Source organism: Spirosoma luteum DSM 19990, from assembly GCF_000374065.1.
In the GTDB taxonomy this organism is placed as follows: Bacteria; Bacteroidota; Bacteroidia; order Cytophagales; family Spirosomataceae; genus Spirosoma; species Spirosoma luteum.
Window position 1 is genome coordinate 70499 of the sequence record NZ_KB893250.1, and the last position, 23434, is coordinate 93932.

Annotated in this window: 16 protein-coding genes; 7 read left to right on the forward strand and 9 right to left on the reverse strand. The window is 52.1% G+C overall.

Annotation, left to right across the window (positions count from 1 at the left end):
• Positions 1-16: 16 nt before the first annotated feature.
• From B156_RS0109180 to B156_RS0109190, 3 genes are all read right to left on the reverse strand, one after another.
• Entirely contained in the window at positions 17-1339 is a 1323-nt protein-coding gene (locus B156_RS0109180; protein ID WP_018619390.1) for a PQQ-dependent sugar dehydrogenase, read from the reverse strand.
• 239 nt (positions 1340-1578) lie between these two features.
• Positions 1579-3291 (reverse strand): GMC oxidoreductase, encoded by a 1713-nt coding sequence (locus B156_RS0109185; protein WP_018619391.1) that lies wholly within the window; start codon positions 3289-3291, stop codon positions 1579-1581.
• A 134-nt stretch (positions 3292-3425) separates the two neighbouring features.
• Positions 3426-3950, reverse strand: coding sequence for a gluconate 2-dehydrogenase subunit 3 family protein (locus B156_RS0109190; protein WP_018619392.1), 525 nt, complete (start codon positions 3948-3950; stop codon positions 3426-3428).
• Between the two features lie 376 nt (positions 3951-4326).
• On the opposite strand from B156_RS0109190, the gene B156_RS0109195 reads away from it, so the two are divergent.
• The 4 genes from B156_RS0109195 to B156_RS0109210 all read left to right on the forward strand — a co-directional run bounded on the left by B156_RS0109195 (position 4327) and on the right by B156_RS0109210 (position 8802).
• Positions 4327-5733, forward strand: a complete 1407-nt coding sequence (locus tag B156_RS0109195; protein WP_018619393.1) for a S41 family peptidase — start codon at positions 4327-4329, stop codon at positions 5731-5733.
• Positions 5734-6032: 299 nt separating this feature from the next.
• Positions 6033-7109 (forward strand): Kelch repeat-containing protein, encoded by a 1077-nt coding sequence (locus tag B156_RS0109200; protein ID WP_026260718.1) that lies wholly within the window; start codon positions 6033-6035, stop codon positions 7107-7109.
• Positions 7109-7459, forward strand: a complete 351-nt coding sequence (locus B156_RS0109205; RefSeq protein WP_018619395.1) for a DUF4907 domain-containing protein — start codon at positions 7109-7111, stop codon at positions 7457-7459. The genes B156_RS0109200 and B156_RS0109205 overlap by 1 nt, the downstream gene beginning before the upstream one ends.
• A gap of 11 nt (positions 7460-7470) precedes the next feature.
• The gene (locus tag B156_RS0109210; protein WP_018619396.1) at positions 7471-8802 is read left to right on the forward strand and encodes a DUF4270 family protein; all 1332 of its coding nucleotides are present in this window, start codon (positions 7471-7473) and stop codon (positions 8800-8802) included.
• Positions 8803-8823: 21 nt separating this feature from the next.
• Here B156_RS0109210 and B156_RS0109215 read toward each other — a convergent pair whose 3' ends face one another.
• Positions 8824-11301 carry a glycoside hydrolase family 95 protein gene (locus B156_RS0109215; RefSeq protein ID WP_018619397.1) on the reverse strand — a complete coding sequence of 826 codons (2478 nt, stop codon included), beginning with the start codon at positions 11299-11301 and terminating at the stop codon, positions 8824-8826.
• 394 nt (positions 11302-11695) lie between these two features.
• On the opposite strand from B156_RS0109215, the gene B156_RS0109220 reads away from it, so the two are divergent.
• Positions 11696-14065, forward strand: coding sequence for a T9SS type B sorting domain-containing protein (locus tag B156_RS0109220; RefSeq protein WP_018619398.1), 2370 nt, complete (start codon positions 11696-11698; stop codon positions 14063-14065).
• 77 nt (positions 14066-14142) lie between these two features.
• Here B156_RS0109220 and B156_RS0109225 read toward each other — a convergent pair whose 3' ends face one another.
• The 3 genes from B156_RS0109225 to B156_RS0109240 form a co-directional block, all read right to left on the reverse strand.
• A complete protein-coding gene (locus B156_RS0109225) occupies positions 14143-15363 on the reverse strand; it encodes a PQQ-dependent sugar dehydrogenase (protein ID WP_018619399.1) in 1221 nt (406 codons plus the stop codon).
• Positions 15364-15694: 331 nt separating this feature from the next.
• Entirely contained in the window at positions 15695-16237 is a 543-nt protein-coding gene (locus tag B156_RS0109235) for a YceI family protein (RefSeq protein ID WP_018619401.1), read from the reverse strand.
• 171 nt (positions 16238-16408) lie between these two features.
• Positions 16409-17941, reverse strand: a complete 1533-nt coding sequence (locus B156_RS0109240) for a M20/M25/M40 family metallo-hydrolase (RefSeq protein ID WP_018619402.1) — start codon at positions 17939-17941, stop codon at positions 16409-16411.
• Positions 17942-18227: 286 nt separating this feature from the next.
• Between B156_RS0109240 and B156_RS0109245 the strand changes: the two genes are divergently transcribed.
• Entirely contained in the window at positions 18228-19739 is a 1512-nt protein-coding gene (locus B156_RS0109245; protein WP_018619403.1) for a M28 family peptidase, read from the forward strand.
• Between the two features lie 71 nt (positions 19740-19810).
• On the opposite strand, the gene B156_RS0109250 is transcribed toward B156_RS0109245, so the two are convergent.
• Positions 19811-20023, reverse strand: a complete 213-nt coding sequence (locus B156_RS0109250) for a VF530 family protein (RefSeq protein ID WP_018619404.1) — start codon at positions 20021-20023, stop codon at positions 19811-19813.
• Positions 20024-20214: 191 nt separating this feature from the next.
• Between B156_RS0109250 and B156_RS0109255 the strand changes: the two genes are divergently transcribed.
• Positions 20215-22881: an MGH1-like glycoside hydrolase domain-containing protein gene (locus B156_RS0109255; RefSeq protein WP_018619405.1), complete on the forward strand. Its 2667-nt coding sequence runs from the start codon at positions 20215-20217 to the stop codon at positions 22879-22881.
• A 59-nt stretch (positions 22882-22940) separates the two neighbouring features.
• On the opposite strand, the gene B156_RS0109260 is transcribed toward B156_RS0109255, so the two are convergent.
• Positions 22941-23420, reverse strand: a complete 480-nt coding sequence (locus tag B156_RS0109260) for an OsmC family protein (RefSeq protein ID WP_018619406.1) — start codon at positions 23418-23420, stop codon at positions 22941-22943.
• Positions 23421-23434 lie beyond the last annotated feature (14 nt).

Here is a 23434-nt window from a genome sequence, read left to right on the forward strand (position 1 = left end):
CAGCTATTCTCGTCTGTTATTTCTTTTTCATGTTTGCCGTTGCTTTCTTATCTTTTTCCCCTCCCTGATAACTAATCTTGAACAATGCTCCGTTCAGGTCGTCGGTCACGTAGAGGGACCCATCCGGACCCTGGGCTAGTCCGCAGGGGCGGTGCTGTACGGGGCCGGTAGGTTTAACCAGATCGATACCCGAAAAGTTGTCGGCGAAAACCTCCCAGGGGCCGGATGGTTTTCCATTCTTAAATGGCACAAATCCCACCAGATACCCTTTGTGCAGCGGCTGCGATTGAGAGTGGAAGGCAACAAACGCACCGTTCCGATACCGTTCCGGGAAGGCGGTTCCGGTGTAAAACAGCAGTCCGTTCGGGGCCATGTGCGCGGGGAAAGCTACTATTGGATCAATGGTTTTTGCCGTACCCACTTTCTTACCATCACCCCCGTATTCCGGGGCCATAATTTTCTTTTTCTGGATGGGGTCGTAATAAATATATGGCCAGCCCGCATCGTCGCCCTGATGTACTTCAAACATGGTTTCGGCGGGGAGTTCGGCACTCATCTGGGGCGTGTATAGCTGGGGATAGAAATCATCGAACCGGCCCCGTCCGTGCTGGGTCACAAACAGCGAGTTCGTTTTATCGTTCCAGTCCAGCCCTACCACGTTTTTGAGGCCGGTAGCGTAGCGCGTACCCTTGTCGAATGACTGGTTAGGCACATCCGCTTTAAATCGCCAGATGCCAGCCGCCGAATCCAGCAGCGGGCACGGCATCAATCCTTTTCCGGTTCCCGCTTCCCGACAGGCATCATTATCCGAGGCTATATTGACGTAGATATTCCCCTTGTTATCGACCGCTATTGACTTCGATTTATCGCGGTCTTTTTCCCGCAAACCCGACACGAGCAGTTCGGGCTGATCAGGATTGATAACCTCCTGCTTGTCAGTTAGCTTGTACCGGTAAATAGCCGAATTGGAGGATGCGTACAGGTAATCGTCTTTGAGGAAAATTCCCGTGCCGGGGTAATCGCCAAAACCCATCTGCTCATCTATTACACCGTCTTTGTTGGTATCCCGCAGCCGGTAAATCCCTTTCCCATCTTTCAGCTTATTGAGTTTTACATAAATATCGCCGGTTTTGGTGATGGCAACGTGCCGGGTGGGGCCTAAATCCTGGGCAATGATGCTGCCCGCAAACCCGGCCGGAAGTTTCAGTGCCAGCGGGTCATCGGCCTTTTTTGTCGTCTGTACAGGGTGAGCTGATTTGTGGGGAGGGTTTTCGGCCAGCCCGGGCAATGTCAGTAGCGATAGGATAAGGCAGAGAATGCCGAATGGGGATTTGGTCATGATTTAATAGAAATGTGAGATTGCAGTATATCGCTCCCAAAAGTTGACAGGGGAGAAGAAATACTACTAACAAAGCACAGGTTTTTTCTGTCGTTCCGACGACAGAAGGAATCTCAAACGTAAAAAATGAGAACTTAGGATTCCTCCTGTCGTCGGAATGGCAGAAAAAACCTCTGGGAAAGCGCAGCTACAAGTCCTGCTAAGCTTTCCCGGAGGATAAATTATACGAATGACTACGACTACATATTCCCTTTCTTCATTTCCTTCACGGCGTAATCGGCGGCACGGGCGGTGAGGGCCATGTACGTCAGGGATGGGTTTTGGGTTGACGTGGAGGTCATGCAGGCACCATCCGTAACGAATACGTTCTTCACGGCGTGCAGTTGGTTCCACTTGTTCAGCATGGACGTTTTGGGGTCTTTGCCCATTCGGGCACCTCCCATCTCATGAATATCAAGGCCGGGGTTGCGCTTATCATCACGCACGCGAATATTCTTAAAACCAGCTTCCGTGAACATCTCCGTCAGTTGCTCCTGATAATCCTTCACCATCTTATCGTCATTGTCGTCGTAAACGATGGAGATTTTCAACTGCGGAATACCAAACGGGTCTTTCAGGTTCGGGTCGAGGGCCAGGTAATTCGACTCTTTCGGAATGGTTTCGCCCATCATGTGTGACCCAACGTGCCAGCCACCCAATTTTGGGTTCAGCAAGCTTTCTTTCAGATCGGCTCCTACCCCACTCTGGTCGGAACGCGAACTGCGCCCCGCCGAAAAACCAGCTGCGTATCCCCGCAAAAAGCCCATTTCCTGTTTCTGCACGTTTCGGAAACGCGGAATGTACGGGCTGTTCGGCCGCCGTCCATCGGTAGTCGAATCAAGATCGCCGTCGTACTCCCCCGATACACCGGCCCGGTAGTTGTGGAAAGCTGCGTATTTACCCAGTACGCCACTATCATTACCCAGTCCGTTCGGGAATCGGTTTGAAGTGGAGTTGAGCAATACCAGGTTTGAGTTCAGGGCGGCCGCGTTCAGGAAGATAATGCGGGCGTAAAACTCCTGCATCTGTTTCGTGTCGGCATCAATGATACGTACCCCAGTCGCTTTTCCTTTCTTTTCGTCGTAGATGATGGAATGCACCACCGAATTGGGCCGCAGGGTCATTTTGCCCGTTTTGGCCGCCCAGGGAATGGTAGACGAGTTACTGCTAAAGTACCCGCCAAACGGACAGCCCCGCTCGCAGATAGTCCGGTGCTGACACTGCGCCCGGCCCTGCTGGAAGTGAACCGGCTGGGGTTGGGTAATGTGAGCCGCCCGACCCATAATTACGTGCCGATCTTTGTACCGACCCGCTATTTTTTGCTGAAAATGTTTCTCCACGCAGTTCCACTCGTGCGGGGGCAGAAACTCCCCATCGGGCAGCGTAGCAATTCCGTCTTTGTTGCCCGATATACCGGCAAATTTCTCCACGTAGCTGTACCAGGGCGCAATATCGGCGTAGCGAATGGGCCAGTCAACGGCGAAGCCATCGCGGGCGGGCCCGTCGAAATCGAAGTCGCTCCACCGCTGGGTTTGCCGGGCCCACATGAGTGATTTCCCCCCCACCTGATAGCCGCGAATCCAGTCGAAGGGCTTATCCTGCACGTAAGGATGCTCGGCATCTTTCACGAAAAACTGCTGAGTCCCTTCGTAAAAAGCGTAGCATTTGCTAATGATAGGATTGGCCTCCCGTACCTCCCGCGTGAGCTGGTTGCGGTGCTCAAACTCCCAGGGCTGCATGTTGGTGGTGGGGTAATCCGTTACGTGCCGCACATCGCGACCACGTTCGAGCACCAGCGTGCGGAGTCCTTTACCGGTTAATTCTTTGGCGGCCCAGCCACCCGAAATACCCGAGCCAATCACAATGGCATCATACGTATTCTGCGCCTGAGCATCTATGTTTAAGTAAGACATGTCTGGTTAGTTTGTGGTTTGTATGATTTACGGTTTATGGTTTTGGTTTGAGGTTTACTGACGCAAAAATGTTGCTGATGCGTCAGCTAACCGCACCGGCGGCCCGGCACAACCCGTAAACCAAAAACGGATAGTTACTTTCCCTGCGAGGTTGTTTTTTGACTCTTCTGGGCAACGGGTACACAGCCGTAGTAATGGCCGGGGATGAACTGGTAATTAGTCAGGTTGGTCATCACGTATTCCGAACTCATATAGCCCCGAATAGTCAGCCCTTTCACCAGTGAATAAAATTCTTTTTGCCCCGCATCCGTGGATTGAGATAACTGCGTAAGCAAAGCCGTACGCTGGGTAGCATCGCCTTCGGCAAATGATTTACCATACGCCGTTTTTGCCAGCTTATCCAGTGAGTCCAGTCCGTTTCGCAGGGTGTCCTGCGCGGCTACGGGATAGCAGTCAGTAATCATTTTTTGCACGAACTGGTGTACGTTTAGTGCTTTCGCCCCTGGTGTATCGGTAACCGGGATGATGGCTTCAACCAGTTCAGCCAACAGACCATCCTGGCTACGAGAAATCAATTGGGGAGTCGAACGGACAGTGTCCGCCGTCCAGCCGTTGGCCCAGGCAGGCAGACTAATCAATCCACCAACGGCCCCGGCCATTGTTTTTAACGCGTTACGTCTTTCCACAATAGTTAGTTTATATCAAAATCAGGCTATTCTTTCTACCAAAGATATAACACACACCGGACTACTTATCGTGCCCGTTAGACGCAAAAGTCGGTTTGTACTCACAAAGTCAAGGGAATACCCTAGCATTCACAACGCTGCTGAAGGGGATAGATATGAATTAAATGACCGTTAAATACTGCCCCACTAAAACGCACGATGCAACATTGTTCATTTTCCTGTCGTATTCATAGTAGATAAAATGATGTTTTTATCTACTAACTCTACGGAACAACAAACGATGACATTTACCCAAAGCACCCGAAAAAACAGGCGTTCTTTTCAGCACTGGTCAACGAAGCTCTTTTTAATGACTGGATTTATTGGTTTACTCTCGGCCTGCACCAAAAACCCGGATACTATTACGCCACAAACGACAGCCTCGACGAGCGAGAACACGACCGTTGATTCCTGGATTCTGTCAAACATGCGGGACGTGTATTACTGGAACACCAAAATTCCGGCTAGTCCGGACACGACTCTTGCCCCCGACGTATTTTTCGACTCCATCCTGAACAAATACAACGCGACCACCAACCCAACGGGCGACCGGTTTTCCTGGATTGAGAATGATGCGAATACATTAACGGCCGAATTAAGTGGTCAGACGCTGACGACCGGTATGGAATACAATCTATACCTGCGGACATCGGGCGGAACAGGGGTTATTGCGCAGGTTTTATACGTACTGCCGGGTTCTCCGGCACAGAAAGCCGGTTTGAAACGGGGCGACATCATCTCGAAAGTAAACGGACAGCTACTGAGTACCACCAATTATGCTGACCTGCTCTACGGTGGTGCAACGGCTTATACCTTTGGTCTTGCCAGTGCAAGTGGCACAACGCTGGTCGATACCGATAAAACAATCAGCGTAACGGCTACTACATTCCAGGAAAATCCGGTTTTCCTGGATTCTGTGTATACCATCGGGAGCAAAAAAATTGGCTATCTGGTGTACAATCAGTTTGTACCGGGTGCCAATGGCAGCACGGCCAACGAATATGATGCACAGGTTGATGCGGTTTTTTCCAAGTTCAAAGCGCAGGGAGTCAACGAAATGGTGCTGGATTTACGCTATAATCCGGGCGGCTACACCTCTTCCTCGGCTAATCTGGCCAGCCTGATTGGGAAAGGGGTTAGCTCCAGCAAGCTGTATTTCCGGGAAGAATGGAACGCCGGCATCACCCCTTATTTGCAAAAAGAATACGGCAGCAGTTTCTTCATCACGAATTTCCTCGATAAGTCGCAGAACATTGGCAACAACCTCTCACGGGTTTTCGTCCTGACAACGGACCAAACAGCTTCTGCCAGTGAGCTAATCATCAATGGCCTTCGGCCTTATATGACCGTGACGACCATTGGCACGACTACCTACGGCAAAAATGTGGGGTCTATTACGATCACCGATGATTCGGGTAAGATAAAGTGGGGAATGCAGCCCATCGTCTTCAAGTCGTATAATAGCCTGGGCCAGTCCGATTATTCTACCGGATTCACGCCCAACACAGCGGTGGAAGAGTCCCTTACCCTGCTGCCACTGGGCGATACAAAAGAAGCCCTGCTGAACGAAGCGCTTTATGAGATTTCAGGCTCTTCTGTAGCCGGTGGTCGTCGGGCAACAACACCTGGCAATTCACTGGTAACGCTGGGTTCATCCCTGCAACGCAAAGCAGGCGGGCATTCTATGATTCGGCAACTCAGAAATCTGACGTTCTAATTTTTTTTCAGTCGTATTCCAACGGCTACAGCCTGAAGCGGGTCTTTAGGTTGTAGCCGTTGAGTTTTATCAGCAGTAAGGCTTAAATCAACGGTGTCAATTAAGAATTTTTATGAGAATGGCTCGTTGGAAGATAGTACCCCGTTGGTGTAATTTTGCGGAACCGGATCAATTCATTGCTTTGGTGGCATTATAGAGTCAAGCGGGTTACACAGGCTGGTCAGGTATCCAGCATCGTCGTTGTTAACTCAAATTGCTATACCTTTACGTTTTAATTCGTTCGTCACGCTCGTTTTTTCATGATTCATTTACCATTCCGATTTCTTTCGGCTACTAAATCCCAGTCGAAATCTACATCAGCAGAGACTTCACTCTCTTCCACTACCCGCCGGGCCAATCGCACTAACTGGATACTAGGGATACTTTGCCTCGGCTGGGCGGGTGCGCTCGTAGGCTGTAAAACAACCGACGTTGTGTCTACGCTGGGAGACTGGACCACAAAATCGCAACTGGAAGGTGTGAGCCGGTTTGGAGCCTCCAGTTTTGTTATTGGCACCATCGCTTACATGGGCACGGGTTCCGATGCCAACAGCAACCGCCTGAAGGATTTCTGGGCCTACGACCCCACTCGTAACGCCTGGACGCAGAAAGCCGACTTTGGTGGCGTAGCCCGCAACGTAGGTGTTGGTTTTGCCGCTGCCGGCAAAGGCTACATCGGCACGGGTATCAACGCCAATAGCGACCGGCTGAAAGATTTCTGGGAGTACAACCCAACGACCAATACCTGGAAAGCAGTAGCTGATTTTGGTGGTACCGCCCGCCAGACTGCCGTTGCCTTTACTATTGGCAACAAGGGCTACGTAGGTACCGGTTTCGATGGTAACTACCTGAAAGATATGTGGGCTTTTGACCCGGCTACCAACGCCTGGACAAAAGTAGCCAGCTATGGTGGGGCCAAACGCGTAGGAGCTGTTGCCTTCGTCATCAATAACATGGCTTACGTAGGTACCGGAAACAACAATGCCATCGACCAGAAAGACTGGTATGTGTATGACCCGGCGCAGGATTTATGGACCCAGAAACTGGATTTCACAACGGATCAGGCCAGTATTGCCCGGAGTTATGGGGTAGGGTTTGCCGTTAACGGAAAAGGATACATCGTTACGGGCAGTGGCACCAGCACCACCAAAGACGTTTGGGAATACGATCCAGCAACCGATTTATGGACCACGAGAGGTGTGTTTGAAGGCGCTTCCCGGAGTTATGGCGTAGGCTTTGCCATCGGTGGGCAAGGATACGTTACGACCGGAGGCAGTGCCAGCAGTCGCTTCGATGATCTCTGGAGCTTTGACCCAACCGTTGAGCAGGTTCAGTAATGCCGGTGGCAACAACCAGCACAAAAACAACGTTGATTCGGCTGTTAATACTGCTGGTATTGATGGGTTTGGCCGTTACCACGGCTTACCAGCTATATGACCAGCAACAAAATCAGTACCAGGTTCAGGTAATCAGGTCTCCCAACGGCTGGGGCTACGACATTCTGAACCATGGAAAACCATTCATTCATCAGCCTACCATACCGGGAGTACCTGGTATGGTAGCTTTTTCCAGCCAGGAGCAGGCCCGTCGGGTCGGTGAGCGGGTAGTGGAAAAAATAGCGCAGACGGAGGCATTGCCTACGCTGACTAATGAAGAGTTACGTCAGTTAGGCGTAAAAATTCCCTGAATTCTTTGATTATGCGTACATTCTGGTACGCCGGTTTGCTGTTGCTGACCGGTATTGTGCTGTTTTCCTGTCAAACGGGCGATCTCAACGTAGGGCAGTCGGTTATCAAACCACAGGAACTGCTTGTGCAGTCGGTGGATTCAGTAACCGTCAAACTGTCGACGGTGTTGAGACCTGACTCGTTTGTTACGTCGAGCGACCCAAATCTGCTGGTGGGGCGCTGGACGGACCCGCAAACCGGTAAGATGAACGCCCGGAGCTTTGCGGCAGTCAATTACGCGGCTAACTCGCTGAACACGCAAACCAACATCCGGCTGGATTCGCTGGTGCTGGAATTGACGTATGCCTTTGTGTACGGGGACTCCACGTCGCAGTTCAATCTTAGTGTTCATCCGTTGCTTCGGCCAATGGAAAACCAGTTGTACTATAACACCAGCTCGTTAGCTTACGACCCCAAAGCAATTGTACAAAAAACGTTCATTCCCCAGCCGCTGAGTCGTACCAGACAGGTGCGGATTCGGATGCCTGATGCCCTGACGCAGACCTTTTTCACCAGACTACAAAACGGCACGATAAACGATGCTACGACACTAGCTGATTTTTTGCCGGGATTTGCCCTCGTCTGTAATTCAGCCGCCAACACATTTGTTGGCTTCGCAACTGCCAGCAGTGGACTGCGGTTTTATTACCGCACGACGGAAATTGAGCAAACAGCCTCTACACTGCTGTTTCCCTTTTCGGCCAACTATTTTTCGCAGCTACAGAATGACCGGAGTGGCACCGTACTAAGTGCGCTCAAGACCCGTACCGATGCCGTTAGCAGTCGCCAGACGGGTAACACCTCTTTTGTGATGCCGGGGGCTGAATTGCAAACGCGTATCGAATTCCCGTATCTCAATCAGTTTGACCGGCCGGAGAAGTTTGCCGATCTTAACAAAGCACTGCTGGTTATCAGCCCCGTTCGGAAAACGCTGAACGACAACATGCCGCTTCCTCCCCTGGCTCTGTTCTTCACCAATACCCAGAATGATATTCTACCCATTTCGTTTCCGGGTGGTGTAACCGGGAGTTCAGCCGCGGTAACCACGTACATCAATGATCCAAACGCGCTGACGCTAATGGATTCCTACACGTTCGATCTTACGTATTACATTGGGCAGATCATCAAGCGTAAAGCCTTGAACCAGCCTTTGTTACTGACGATTCCTACATCGGCGGAGTTTCAGCAGATTAGTCAGCGGAATTATTCCCTACAGGATTACGTGCAGCGGGTAGTATTGGGTGACCAGCAAAAACAGAACGACCAGTTGAAGGTGCAACTGTTTATTACCTCGGGTACCTAGCGTGTTAGCTCTGGCTGGCTCTTACAACGCTGATAGCCTGTACGTCTGACCCTTTTTTGTCGAAAACTCCGTGACAAAGCCAATTTCAGTAGCTCTGGAATTGGCTTTTTTCCCGTCTATTGCCACCGGTTGACTGGTTCTGATTGTACAGGGTTCTCCATTCAGGGATTTAACCGTTGCCGTTGTGAGCCGGTGGTTCTTCCATTGAATCCCCACCTCAAAACCCCCTCGTGCTTTCAAACCCGCAACCTTCCCTTCTTTCCAGGCATCGGGCAGGGCAGCCAGTAAATGAATGTCATTCAGGTGGCTCTGGATCAACATTTCGGCCATGCCCGCCGTGCCGCCAAAATTACCATCGATCTGGAAGGGCGGGTGCGCGTCGAAGAAGTTAGGGTAGGTGCCTCCCCCCTCTTTACTACCGTATTTGGTCCCTGTCTGGCTGGTATAATTCAGCAGTTGGCGCAGCAGTTTATACGCGTGGTTGCCGTCCAGCAGGCGGGCCCAGAAGTTTACTTTCCAGGCCCGGCTCCAGCCGGTTCCGGCATCCCCCCGTATGTCCAGGGTCTTCTTGGCCGCAGCCGCAAATTCAGGCGTGGTAATCGGCGCTATCTGATGGCCGGGATGCAGCCCAAACAGGTGCGACACGTGCCTGTGCCGCGGGTCAACGTCTTCCCAGTCTTTGTTCCACTCCTGCAAATTACCCTTATGACCGATGTGAAGGGGGTAAAACTTCTCTCGTTTCTCGATCAGCAACTGACGAAATTCAGGCTCGGTATTCAACACGGTAGACGCATCAATCAGGTTAGTGAACAAATCCCACATGATGGACATATCCATCGTTGTCGCTACCGAAATGGAAGCGTGCTCTCCTTTTGAATCGATAAAATCGTTTTCGGGCGAATTGGAGGGCGAGGCTACCAAATNCCCGTCTTTATCCNCCNCCAGCCAGTCCAGATAGAACAACGCAGCTCCTTTCATGATCGGGTAAGCCATTTCTTTCAGGAATGCTTTATCCCCCGTAAACCGGTAATGCTCCCACAAGTGCTGACTCAACCAGCCAGCTCCCTGGTTCCAGTTGGCCCATTTCGGGTCGCCCTGTCCAATATCGCCAACGGGATTGGCAATGGCCCAGATGTCGCTGTTGTGGTGCGCTACCCAGCCGTTCATGTTGTAGAACTCCTTGGCCACGGCAGCCCCATTTTTAGCCAGTTCACCAATGAAGCTGAGCAATGGCTGGTGCAACTCCGACAGGTTCGTTACCTCCACCGGCCAGTAATTCATCTGGGTGTTGATATTGATGGTGTAGTTGGCACTCCAGGGTGCCCGCAGTTCTTTGTTCCAGATGCCCTGCAGGTTGGCCGGTACACCCGGCACCCGCGAACTGGCGATGAGTAAGTACCGTCCGTACTGAGCGTACAACGCTTCCAGACCAGGATCGTAGCCTCCCGCGCTATACGCCTGCAACCGTTCATCGGAGGGTAGAGAAATAGCCGGATTCGTTCTCGTTGTATCAGTTATCTGAAGCGAAAACCGGTTGAAAAATCCCTGATAATCCGTCATGTGCCGACTCAACAGCGTTTTATAGTCTTTTCCAACGGCGTTTCGGATAATGCCTTCTGCCAGCTTATTTTCATCTTTTCCGTCTTTATCGGGGCATTTATCGTAGCCGTTGAAACTGGTCGTAGCCGTTACCAGCAACAGCACTTCCGTGGCATTCCGGATGTGGATACCAGCCGTGTCGGTTTGCACCGTTCCGCCCTTGTTCAGGGCTTTCAGTCGCAATTGGAAGCGCATTCCCTTACAGTCCTGGGTGGTATCGTAAACGACAGGTTCACGGTCTTTGGGATTGTAGTAGTTGGGATCTACCTGCGTGGGTGCTTTCCCACGCATCACCCATTCACCAGGCCCATTACCGCTATTCTTAACCCGAAGCTGGCTCCGGGTGGCGGCATCGAAACTGATTTGTCCGGGCTTGCTGGCCGTCAGGCGGATGACCAGCAACTGATCGGGGGCCGAGCTGAAGATTTCCCGTACGTAGTTCGTCCCATTGACCGTAAATCGCGTAGTGGCCACTGCTTTCTGCAAATCCAGGTCTCGGTAATAAGCCGATGGTGTGGCTCCTTTGGTGTCCTGTTTCAGGATCAAATCCCCGAGGGGCAGGTACGACTGGGTGTACAGTCCCTGCATGCGTTTGGCCAGTTCGGTTGCCTGCTTGTACTTCTCCTCCGCCAGTGCCTGCCGAATCTGGGGCAGATACGTAGGAGCATCGGGGTTGACATTTCCCGTCACCGGCCCACCCGACCACAGGGTACTCTCGTTGAGTTGAATTAGTTCTTCGTCCACTTTCCCAAATATCATGGCACCCACGCGGCCGTTACCAACGGGCAAAGCTTCCGTCCAGACGGCAGCGGGTTGTTTATACCATAATTTGAGACTCGATTGGGCCGACAACGACGGAGAAATGGTAAGAAACAGGAGTACACGGGCGATTTGTTTCATAGACGTAGTTTGGGCAGGATTACCGCTTAAGGTATAGCACAAAAAGCTGCCACCCTGATAAAGCACACTATACCGGTTTTATCCTGAGAAAGGTGTTGCAAAATTCCCCTACCTCCGGGCAGGCGAGAAGCAATGATTCATCAGGCCCCCTTTTTCGTGCAACGAATTATGTTTATTCGCCGTAATCCTATCAACAAATGTACCTGAGTACCAATCACCAGAAGCGGACTCTACTCAACTGATAAACAGATTGGCCGTCACAACCCGACCCTAGGTATACTTTTTTACAGGAAAGCCAGGTTGCCGGACAGTCAGTCAATTAGTACTACATTTCCTTTGTATATTTAAAGCCTGTTTCCTGTATAGCCCGTACTTAACCTTGCATGATCTGATTATGCGTTTTTCTACCGTCTGCTTCCTGTTCTGGCTTTTTGTTATGGGTATCCCCCTGGCTTCGCTGGCAACGCACCAGGTGGGAGGGCAGCTGGAAATGCGGGCCGTTGCCAATGTGCCGGGGCAGTACCGGATTATCGTTACCAACTACCTGGAAGACGGGACGCGCGGGGCGGCCCTACAGGCAACTACGGGCATACTGGGTATTTTCCGGAAGCGGGATAACGTTCAGATGACCACCTTTACCGTTCGGCAGACGAGTGCCCGCGAACCTGTTATCTACGCCAACGAATTTTGCGCAGCCCAGCGTAACCTCAAATTTATTGCCCTTACCTACGAAGCCGATATTCAACTCAATCCGAGCACCTACGCCGATCCGCAGGGGTACTACATATCCTACCAGACACGGAACCGGAATGCGGGAATCAACAACATCAACAGCCCCGACCAGACCGGCTTCACCTTTTACCTCGAATTTCCGGCTCTCCAGCGAAACGGGACGCCATTCGTTAATTCGTCCCCTCATTTCGGCCCCATAAACGGCGAGTACGTTTGTTTGGGTGACCCATTCACCTTTCCATTCGGTGGCACCGACCCCGACGGCGATGAACTTCGGTACTCTATGATAACGCCCCTCAATCAGAAAGGTACGAATCAGAATTCCGTTTCTCCCGCCCCCTACCCGGACGTAAGCTGGATACCGGGCTATAGTGCTGCCAATGCCATTCAGGGTAGTCCGGCATTGGGCGTAGATGCCAGAACGGGGCAGCTATCCGTTACGGCTACGCAACTGGGTTTGTTCGTTTTCGCGGTGAAAGTAGAGGAGTATCGCAACGGGATAAAAATTGGGGAAGTAAGGCGCGACTTTCAGCTGCTGGTTATTGACTGCCCTCCCCAAACAACGCCCAAACCGGATGTCCAGATTGCCAACAGACCCGCATTGCGCAGTGCCACCATCTGCCAGGGCGATTCGGCCATTCTCAGAGCCTCGCTGGACACCACCTGGAACTATCAATGGCGTAAGGATGGCATTAACTTGGCGGGAGCCACCAAACCATCGCTGGCCGTGCGCGAAGCCGGTGATTATACCGTGCTGGTATCGCCCAAAACGTCCTGTAGCCGAATAGGTAACTCAGAAACGGTGACCATCGGTGTTATTGGTAAGGATGCAAAACTTTCCCTTAGCGGTCATTTGTGCGCCACTACCGGAACCGTAGGCCTGTATGCCACCCAGGACGCCAACGTACAATACCAATGGTACCGCAACAGTCAGTTAGTGCCGGGTTCGCACACGGGCGATTCCCTCCAGACGAATCAGGAAGGCCGCTATTTTGCCGTTCTGACGCATACAACCCTGGGCTGCAAAGCCAATACCGACACCGTTAACCTGGCACGTTCGGCGGCCGTGGTACCCAACATCCAGACAGCCACGGGTCTTAACCGGATTTGCCCCCAGGATTCACTTATGCTGACTGCTACGGGTGGAATCAGCTACGCCTGGAAAAAAGAGGGCGTGGCGGTGGGCACTGACCTTGCCCGGTATGCTGCCAGCAGTGCGGGGTCGTATGTAGTAACAGCGACTGATTTATTCGGGTGTGTGGGTACATCTGCACCAGTATCACTAACGCTGCTCCCCCCCGTGGTTATCCGGTTCGATTCTATTCCGGGTGTCTGTGGCCCGGATGTTCCTACGTATACGCTCGCCGGGAATCCGGCAGGGGGTGTATTTACGGGCACGGGCGTAACGGGCACGGTATTCAGTGCGAAGCAGGCAGGTGTTGGCAATCACCTCATCACCTACAGCGTTAAGGCGGCCCCGGAGTGTGTCAACGTAACCGCCACCCGAACAGCCGTAGTAGCCCCCATACCGACTATTCAGCTGGTCGATACGATAACCACCTACAAAGGCAATACCTTCACCCTGAATCCTGTCTATACCGGAAATCCAACCCAGTTTGGCTGGACAGCATCCACATACCTGGATAACCCGACGCTGGCCAATCCTACCGTGCAGGATATCACCAATGATATTACGTATACCGTCGATGTAAAAAACAGTACGGGCTGCGATGCCACCCATACTATCCACATCACGGTGCTGGCGCGCTTGTACGTACCCGACGCGTTTTCGCCCAACGGCGATGGGATGAACGACCAGTGGGAACTTCCCGGTATCGAAGCCTTCCCCGATGCTGTCGTAACGGTTTTCAACCGGTGGGGAGAAATAATCTATTCGTCAGACAAAGGGTACACGCATCCCTTCGACGGAACCCTGAACGGCACCTCTCTGCCCCAGGGTATGTATGTCTATACCATCCATACCGTTCCCGCCAAACCCGTGATTCGGGGTAACCTGATGCTGGTACGGTGAAAGGAAGCAGAAAAGGGGCTGCTCCCGTGAGAGAGCAGCCCCGTAAATAAGGTTGATAGACGCAACTCACTACTGATTTAGCCGCTGTGGCTCACACGGTAAATAACGCCGTTGTTGTCATCGGTTACCAGAAGCGAGCCATCCGTGTGAACAGCGATGCCTACAGGTCGGCCAAACTGGGAGCGGTTATTATCGATCAGGAAACCCATCAGGAAATCTTCAAAGCGCGTGGGCTGGCCGTTTTCAAAACGGAGCCGCACCACCTTGTAACCCGACGGCACACTCCGGTTCCAGGAGCCGCGCATGGTCACAAAAGCATCAGTTCGGTACTCGGCCGGAAATTTTGTGCCGGTATAAAACACCATCCCTAACGGGGCGCTGTGGGCTTGGTAGGTGAGCAGCGGCAGGGTGGTCTTCTGTAAGTATTGCTGGTAGGTGGTGTCCCCCTTAGGCCGGTCGGCGGGGTTGTACTTCCCTTCTCCGTAAATGTAGGGCCAGCCGTAATCGGCCCCCTGTACCAATTTGTTCACCTCTTCTTTCTGTTCGTTATCGCCCAGCCAGTCGATGCCATGGTCCAGTCCGAAAAGTTCTTTGGTGGTGGGGTGCCAGCCGAAGCCAATGGTGTTGCGCAGACCTTTGGCGAAAATTTTCCGGTTTGACCCGTCCGGGTTAGCCCGCAGGATGGTGGCGTTTTCGGGGTTGGGTTCCGGACAGGCGTTACAGGTACTGCCCACGGTGAGGTACATCAGGTTATCAGGTCCGAAGCCAATGGTCCGATTTGGATGCTGACCACCATCGGGCAGGTCGTTAATCAACTGCTGCGGCTGGCCGAGGGTACCGTCCGGATTCATGGCAGCCGAGTAAACCTCTTTTACGGTTGTGATGTAGAGCTTCCCACTATAAATGGCCAGACCATGGGCCTGTTTCAGGTTCGCCACGACTGATTTGCTGTCGGCCACTCCATCGTTGTTCGAGTCTCGAAGCAGCGAAACCGTTCCCGCTTCCCGGTCGGTGTAATAAACGTGACCCGCCGGGCTGATTGCAAGCATGCGGGGTTTGCCCAATTGGTCGGCGTATTTGGTAACGGTGAACCCCGCCGGGACTTTCAGTTGCCGGATGTTTTCGTCGGTAGCCGGCACAAGGGCGGGCCGGAACACGTAGCCTTGCACCTGGGCGGTTGTGGGCTGATCGTCGGTTTCAGGAATCATCTCCTTAAAGATGTCGGCTCCCTTGGTACAGGCCAGCACAAGCCCTAACCCAGCAGCCGTGCCCAGCGTCCATTTCAAAATAGGTTTCATAACGTTGAAATAAGCAATAGAGTGAAGTACGTTAGCCCATCGGCAACATAGACTGCTTAACTGATTGAACAGCGCTATGGTTTATAACTTTTATCATTTGGGGTCTGTGGGTGGTTGTAGTCATAAAAAAAGGCGCTGCCAGCCATCCGGAGCCTGCCTGGCTGTTTTGGTTCGTCCATCAGGTTTTTTGCCGTTACCTAACCCTACTGTTTTGTACCTATGAACCCGTAGCAACCAGATGCCAGGGAACACGACCCGTTGCCAATAAAAAAATCCCATCACCAAAAACGCGCGTTTTTGGTGATGGGATTTTAACCCGAAGCCGACTGAATTAAGCCTGTTTCGTCAACTGTATATTCATGACCAGTTTAACGTCATCGCTGACAACGATGGCCCCGGCTTCGGTAATACCATCCCAGGTCAGGCCAAATTCTTTCCGCTTGATTGTACCGGTCAATTCAAAGCCCGCTTTGGTCTGACCGTAAAAATCCTGTGTCTGACCACCGTACTCCGCTTTCAGGGTTACCGGTTTGGTAACGCCGTGCATCGTCAAATTCCCGGCTACATTAAAAGTGTCATCACCCGTTGGGGTCATGCTGGTCGATACAAACGTGAGCTTGGGAAACTGCTCCGCATCGAAAAAATCAGCCGACTTCAGGTGGCCGTCCCGCTGTTCTGCTCCGGTACTAATGCTGGCAATATCCGCCGAAAAAGAGACTTTAGCATCGGTAAAGTCATCACCGTGTGATTCAACCTGACCTTCGTACTGGCCAAACGAACCCGTTACGGTCGAGATAACCAGGTGTTTTACTTTAAATTGAACTTCCGAGTGTGAGGGGTCAATTACCCAGGTGGTGGCTGTTGCAGTTTCCATAATAATAGGCGTTAATTAATTTCGTGTTTTAACATTTCATGTATATACATTTAATTTCACTAAATTGTTTCAATGAATAAAAACTTTTTTGTTTAATTCGGTGATGAAGAGCTGGTCTGACGAACTCTGACAAAGTTCAAAAATTTGTCAGAGTTCGTCAGACCGTTACACTTATTTCAATTGCATAATAGCGGCCATTATCTCAATACCTTCCCATAGGTACTGCACCTTCATATTTTCGTTTTCGGCGTGCTGGTTGTTGTCGTAATTCACTACCGGCACCGACACAACGGGAACATGCAGCACGGTGTCGAACAAATACAATGGTAAGCTCCCCCCCGCCGATGGCGACAGCACGATGGGATCGGGACTGGTGGTTTGCACGGCGGCAATAACCTTCTGGGCAATGGGCAAATCCATGGGTGTCCGCTGGGCATTGTAGCCATGCCCGTGACTTATTTTGATCAGCTTTGGGTACTGTTGCCGCTCGGCATCCGTTGGCTCGTGATCAATGATGTGGTATCCCTGGGCCTGAATATGGTCTCTAACCCGGCTTATCTGGCGGTCGGTATCGTTCCCCCGCACGAGCCGCAAATCAAGGACAGCTTCGGCTTTAGTAGGAATAATATTACCTGCCATAGCCCCGACGTTGGCACTCTGAATCCCGTTGATATTCAGCGTCGGGATCATCAGTAACTCCACAAAGGGGGTGCCGTTACCATCGGGTTGGGCGATGCCCAGTTCCTGTTTCAAAGACGCTTCGACGTTGGGTATTTTGACCAGTGCCTCCTTCTCGCTGGCTGTTAGCGGTACCACATCGTCATAAAATCCCTTTATCAGCACATGGTCTTTCCCGTCTTTCATACTGGCCAGTAACGTTACCAGGCGCATGGCCGGATTGGGCGCCCAGTTGCCGTAATTTCCGCTGTGGAGCGGGCGTTTGGCCCCGTACACCGTCAGGCTCATATTTACATCACCCCGAACGCCAAACTGTACAACCCTTTTTCCAGACACGTGGCGGGGTCCATCGGCAATTACCCAGAGGTCGCTGGTCAGTTTATCTTTGTGTTTGGCAAAAATCTCTCCCAGGTGAGTCGAGCCGACTTCTTCTTCACCTTCAAAGAAAAACTTCACGTTAACGGCAGGAGCCATTTTCGTCTTCACCAGGGCATCGTAGGCGTTCAGAATCGTCATGACTCCCGCTTTGTCGTCGGCACTTCCCCGGCCCGAAAGCCGCCATGATGGGTCGATGGCATCCCCCGATTTATAGGTCGTTATAATTTCACCCCCCTGCTCTGCGGGAGCCGTAATAAAAACGGGTACGAAGGGTTGCAGCCCCTCGGCCCACTGTTTTGGGTTGACGGGTTGCCCGTCGTAATGGGCGTAAAAGATGATGGTCTTCGTCGCTCCGGGCACCTTAACCTCCCCAAATACTGCCGGGGTTATGCCCGGTGTGGGGCCATCGAGCAGCAGGGCGGCTATACCGCGCTGTTTCATCATCTGGAGAATGAAAGCCGCATTTTTACGGATATTAACCGAGTCGGCAGAAACGTTGGGAATGGATAGAAACTGGCGGTATTCATCCATCAGGGCGGTTTCGTTCGCCTGCCGATACTGACGTACCTTTTCCTGCGCCGACTGAGCCTGACAAAAAATGGTAACGGATGTAAACAGCAGTAAAATGGGTAAAAATTTCACGGACATGATGAATTGATTGGATTGATGTTAACGGGTGCTTTCCAGGGATTTTTGGATCTGGTTAAAGACCAGCCGAAGCGTAACGAGCAATGAGGACAACCGTATTTTTACTGGATTGTACCGAAATAAATTGGCCATTAATGCCGCTCCACAGTAGTATTACTCCCAAAAGAGTCCATTTCATAGCAGGTTGTTTGGTTGCCGAAGGTAAGGTTTTTCGGCAAAATAGACCTAAAATAGTACGTCTGTCCGTAGATTTGTTGCGTGTCAATCACTTCTCAACCAATACAACATGGATTACCTGAATTGTCAGAAATTTTGCCAACGGCTGGCAACAGTCATTACCCTATCCCTGCTCCTGGGTGCGTTAACGGGCTACGCCCAGTCAAAACCTGGTTCAGCCAAAGCACCCAACGCCATTGCAGCTATCCAGGAAAGTGACATCAAACGTGACCTCTTTTCCCTGGCAGACGATCATTTCCGGGGCCGGGAAGGCGGTTCCCTAGACGAACTGAAAGCCTCCGTCTGGATTGCCAACCAGCTCAGGGCTATGGGCCTGCAACCCGGTGGCGATGATGGCACATTCTTCCAGTTTTTTCACATCCAGCGTACCCGCATCACCGAAACCAGCCGGTTAGCCATTGGCACGCACCAGCTCGTACACGGTCAGGACGCCTTTATCCTGGCACCCGCCATTGCTTCCGTGGATGCCCCGCTGGTGTTCGCAGGCAAAGGAACACCCGACGAACTGGCCAACATAGATATAAAAGGCAAAGCCGTAGCCCTGGAATTTTCCGGAACAGGGCCACCCGAAATCAGCTATCGCCGGTATTTGTTCGGCACCATGAACCGCCGGGCGGCTGAACTCATCAAAGCCGGGGCACTGGCCGTGGTATGGGTATCGGACGCAGCAGCACAGTCGTATTTTGAGCGGTGGACAACGGGGCTGGAACGGGGGCGCTACGACTTACCCGGCGGGGCCAACACCCGCATTTTTTCGCAGGCTCCCACCGTCTGGCTTCCGGCCAGTGCCCTGGACTGGATCAAACAGCCCGGCCAGCAGTTTACCAACGTGGTCAACGTAGAAAGTTTTAGCTACCCGTCCGTCAACATCATCGCCAAAGCTCCCGGCACCGACCCGACGCTTAAAAACGAGTATGTACTCTACAGCACCCACCAGGACCACGACGGTGTCCGGCGGGCAGTTGCGGGTGATTCTATCTGGAACGGGGCCGACGACAATGCCAGTGGCTGCACGGCTACGATGGCTATTGGCCGGGCATTTGCCCGGAAACCAGGTAAGCGCTCGGCGCTGTTTATTTTTCACGGGGCCGAAGAACGGGGCTTGCTCGGTTCGCGGTACTACGTGGAGCACCCAACGGTACCGAAAGAATCCATCGTGGCGGTATTGAATGCCGAAATGATTGGCCGGAATGACCCCGACAGCGCGGCCATTCTGGGTCAGCAAGTACCCCACCGCAACTCGACCGAGCTGGTCAATACCGCGCTGGCCTACAATCAATCGGAAGCGCATTTTAAACTCGACACCCTCTGGGACAAACCGGATCACCCCGAAGGCTGGTATTTCCGCTCCGACCACCTGCCCTACGCCCGCGCCGGGGTGCCCGCCATTGCATTCACCACCCTGCTCCACGCGGATTACCACACCCCAAAAGACGAGCCCGACCGTATCAACACGGCCAAAGTGACGCGTATTGCCCGCTGGATGTACCTCACCGGCTGGGACATTGCCAACCGGCCTGACCGTATAAAAGTAGACCCCGGATTTAAGCTGGAGCGTTAAATCGGTTTACGGTTTAAAGTTTACGGTTGGCTGACGTGCTAGCGTGTAGATGCGTCGGCCAACTGTAAACTTCAAACCGTAGACAAATACAGCTCCTCTACCTGCTTTCTGGCCCAATCGGTTTTGCGCAGAAACGTCAGGCTTGATTTGATGCTGGGGTCGTTCAGGAAGCAGTTGATTCTGATGCGCTGGCCTAGCTCATCCCAACCGAAATGATCAACCAGTTCGGTTAAAATGGCTTCCAGTGTTTTACCGTGAAGTGGGTTATTGGGTTGCGGATTCATGCTGTAAAGTATGGGTAAATGTAGTTTTAGTTATTATTTTATCGCTGTTGGCAAAACAATTGCAGTGAACAAACATCCGGGCACAACCTTTCTTTTTCGAAACAAAATACCGTAAGCCTGCTACCTTTGGTGTATGTGCCTGCCAGGTGACTAACCCCCATCAACCAGCCGGGTTGATATTCCTGAAAATTATGTCTACTGCCGAACGCGAACGAATTTACGAACGAGCCGATAACAAAGGCTGGAAAAAGTGGGGTCCTTACTTATCCGAGCGTGCCTGGGGTACTGTACGGGAAGATTATAGTCCCTACGGCGATGCCTGGAATTTCGTATCGCACGAGATGGCCCGCTCCCGCGCCTACCGCTGGGGTGAAGAAGGGATTGGCGGCATTTCTGACAACAAGGGGAACATTTGCTTTGCCCTGGGTTTCTGGAATCATAAAGATAATATCATCAAGGAACGGTTGTTTGGCCTGTCGGGGCCGGAGGGAAACCACGGCGAAGACGTAAAGGAACTGTACTATTACCTGGATAGTACCCCTACGCACTCGTACATGAAAATGCTGTACAAGTACCCACAGCAGGATTTTCCCTATAACCGGCTGGTCATCGAATCCATGCGCCGGAGCCGACAGGAGCCGGAGTTTGAACTGACCGATACCGGCATTTTCGATCAGGATGAATATTTCGATATTTTTATCGAATACGCCAAAGCTGATCAAAATGACTGGTTGGTAACCGTTACGGCTCACAACCGGTCTGAAAAAGACGCGCCCCTTACGCTGTTGCCAACTATCTGGTTCCGTAATACATGGGCGTGGGGGTACGAGCAGTATAACATTCGGCCCATGCTGCACGGCATTGCCAATAACCAGATTGAGGTCAACCATAAGCAGTTAGGAAAGTACAAGCTCTACTGCGAAAATGCGGATGCTCTGCTTTTTTGCGACAACGATACTAACACAGAACAGCTGTACGGTCGTCCCAACGTATCGAAGTATACCAAAGATGGTATCAACAATTTCATCACCTCGGGGGGTAAAAAATCGTTTGTCAATCCTAATCAGATTGGTACGAAGGCCTCCGCGCTCTATAAACGTACGGTTCCGGCAAAAGGGAGTGTGAGTATACGACTCCGCTTCAGCGATCAAACGCAACTGGCGCAGCCTTTCGCCAGCTTTGCGTCTATTCACGACGAGCGATTGAAAGAGGCAAATCTCTTTTATGCTGAACTACAGAAAAACGTTATCGACCCGGAATTACAGGCCATACAGCGGCAGGCCTATGCCGGTATGCTCTGGAACAAACAGTTTTATTATTACAATGTAAATGAGTGGCTGAAAGGTGATCCCAAGATGCCGGTTCCGTTTCAGGGACGCGTGTACGCCCGCAATGAAGGCTGGCGGCACATGTACACGGCCAACATCATCTCCATGCCCGACAAGTGGGAATATCCCTGGTTTGCGGCCTGGGACCTGGCCTTCCACACCCTCACGCTGGCCCGGCTGGACCCTCACTTTGCCAAACGACAACTGGCGGTTATTCTGCGGGAATACTACATGCACCCCAACGGCCAGATTCCGGCCTACGAATGGAATTTTGGCGATGTAAACCCACCCGTTCACGCCTGGGCTACCTGGCAGGTGTATGAAATTGACCGCGACCTGAATGGGGTTGGCGACATTAATTTTCTGGAACGGATTTTCCATAAGCTGCTGCTAAACTTTACGTGGTGGGTCAACCAGAAAGACGTTTCGGGAAATAATATTTTTGGCGGTGGGTTCCTGGGGCTGGACAACATTGGGGTATTCGACCGGAGTCAGCCGTTACCGATGGGCGGGCGCATTGAGCAGGCCGACGGTACGGGCTGGATGGCCATGTATACCCTGAATATGCTGCGTATTGCCTGCGAGATTTCGCTCACGCGCCCCAGTTACCAGGATATGGCCAGTAAGTTCTTCGAGCACTTCCTGCACATTGCCTCTGCCATGAACAACCTGGGTCGGCAAAATATCAGCCTCTGGGATGAAGTAGACCAGTTCTACTACGATGTGCTGCACATGCCCGACAATAACGCCCGACTGCTTAAAATCCGGTCGATGGTAGGATTGATTCCACTTTTTGCCGTTGAAATTCTGGACGAAGAGCTATTGTCCAAACTGCCCGCTTTCAAACGCCGGGTGGAGTGGGTACTTACCAACCGCCCGGACCTGGCTTCGCTGGTGTCGCGCTGGCACGAGCCGGGCAAGGGAGAAACGCACCTGCTGAGCCTGTTGCGCGGTCACCGGATGAAAATGATTCTGAAACGGATGTTCGATGAAACCGAGTTTCTGTCCGATTATGGTATCCGGGCATTATCGAAATTTCACGAAAACACCCCGTATCAGTTTGAACTGAACAGTGAAGTGTATCAGGTACGCTACGTACCCGCCGAATCGGAGATGAGCATGTTTGGCGGTAATTCCAACTGGCGCGGCCCTATCTGGTTCCCGGTTAACTTTCTGCTGATGGACTCCTTATTGAAATTCTACCAATACTACGGCGATGATTTTGAGGTCGAGTACCCAACCAACTCGGGGCACATTATGAGCGTAAAAGATGCCGTCATGCTGGTTATAGAGCGACTCTTCAATATTTTCCGGCGTGATGCCACCGGAAAAGTAGCCGCGTATGGCGACGACAAAAAGATGCAGGATGACCCGAATTTCCAGGGCCTCTACCTGTTCTACGAATATTTCAATGGCGACACGGGCATGGGGCTGGGGGCCAGTCACCAAACGGGCTGGACGGGCCTGATTGCCGACCTGATCGAATACTGGTACAAATTCAAGAATCAGGAAGTGCTGGCGGATAAATAACAAAATCAACAAGCCGGGTCTGAGACCCGGCTTGTTGATTTTTAAACCAAAAACGCGGATTAACCCTTGTCCCGAACCCGGCAGGTTGGGCTATGGCGTACCGGGAAATTACAGGAGTTGGCAATAAAGCATACCTGGTTGGCCTGATGGTGTAATGCATTGGCTTTATCCACCATCCATGCTTCCGTTACGACCACGGTCGGGTTCAGCGTAACCTCCGTGAACTGCCCACTCCCATCCGGCGTTTCGGCCATTGTACCAGTCGCATTATCCTCGTACGCTACAACCACAATCCCCGCCACCGCGCACATGTGCAGGTACGACAGCATGTGGCAACTGGACAACGCAGCCACTAGCAACTCCTCCGGATTGTAGCGCGTCCGGTCGCCCCGAAAGGCCGGGTCCGAAGAGGCCGGTATATCTGGCTTGTTCCCGACCGAAATACGGTGGCTTCGTTCGTAAGACCGGTACGAAGCTGTCCCTTCGCCGGTATTGCCGGTCCATTCGATGGTCAGTGCGTACTGATGCTGTTTCGTCATAATTTATTGTGAGG

What these genes read in the sequence shown, in the direction of transcription:
- B156_RS0109260 (WP_018619406.1), bottom strand. Translation starts at nt 23,420, where the DNA reads ATGACGAAACAGCATCAGTACGCACTGACCATCGAATGGACCGGCAAT.
- B156_RS0109210 (WP_018619396.1), top strand. Translation starts at nt 7,471, where the DNA reads ATGCGTACATTCTGGTACGCCGGTTTGCTGTTGCTGACCGGTATTGTG.
- B156_RS0109225 (WP_018619399.1), bottom strand. Translation starts at nt 15,363, where the DNA reads ATGAAACCTATTTTGAAATGGACGCTGGGCACGGCTGCTGGGTTAGGG.
- B156_RS0109220 (WP_018619398.1), top strand. Translation starts at nt 11,696, where the DNA reads ATGCGTTTTTCTACCGTCTGCTTCCTGTTCTGGCTTTTTGTTATGGGT.
- B156_RS0109200 (WP_026260718.1), top strand. Translation starts at nt 6,033, where the DNA reads ATGATTCATTTACCATTCCGATTTCTTTCGGCTACTAAATCCCAGTCG.
- B156_RS0109245 (WP_018619403.1), top strand. Translation starts at nt 18,228, where the DNA reads ATGGATTACCTGAATTGTCAGAAATTTTGCCAACGGCTGGCAACAGTC.
- B156_RS0109185 (WP_018619391.1), bottom strand. Translation starts at nt 3,291, where the DNA reads ATGTCTTACTTAAACATAGATGCTCAGGCGCAGAATACGTATGATGCC.
- B156_RS0109255 (WP_018619405.1), top strand. Translation starts at nt 20,215, where the DNA reads ATGTCTACTGCCGAACGCGAACGAATTTACGAACGAGCCGATAACAAA.
- B156_RS0109180 (WP_018619390.1), bottom strand. Translation starts at nt 1,339, where the DNA reads ATGACCAAATCCCCATTCGGCATTCTCTGCCTTATCCTATCGCTACTG.
- B156_RS0109250 (WP_018619404.1), bottom strand. Translation starts at nt 20,023, where the DNA reads ATGAATCCGCAACCCAATAACCCACTTCACGGTAAAACACTGGAAGCC.
- B156_RS0109195 (WP_018619393.1), top strand. Translation starts at nt 4,327, where the DNA reads ATGACTGGATTTATTGGTTTACTCTCGGCCTGCACCAAAAACCCGGAT.
- B156_RS0109235 (WP_018619401.1), bottom strand. Translation starts at nt 16,237, where the DNA reads ATGGAAACTGCAACAGCCACCACCTGGGTAATTGACCCCTCACACTCG.
- B156_RS0109190 (WP_018619392.1), bottom strand. Translation starts at nt 3,950, where the DNA reads ATGGCCGGGGCCGTTGGTGGATTGATTAGTCTGCCTGCCTGGGCCAAC.
- B156_RS0109240 (WP_018619402.1), bottom strand. Translation starts at nt 17,941, where the DNA reads ATGTCCGTGAAATTTTTACCCATTTTACTGCTGTTTACATCCGTTACC.
- B156_RS0109205 (WP_018619395.1), top strand. Translation starts at nt 7,109, where the DNA reads ATGCCGGTGGCAACAACCAGCACAAAAACAACGTTGATTCGGCTGTTA.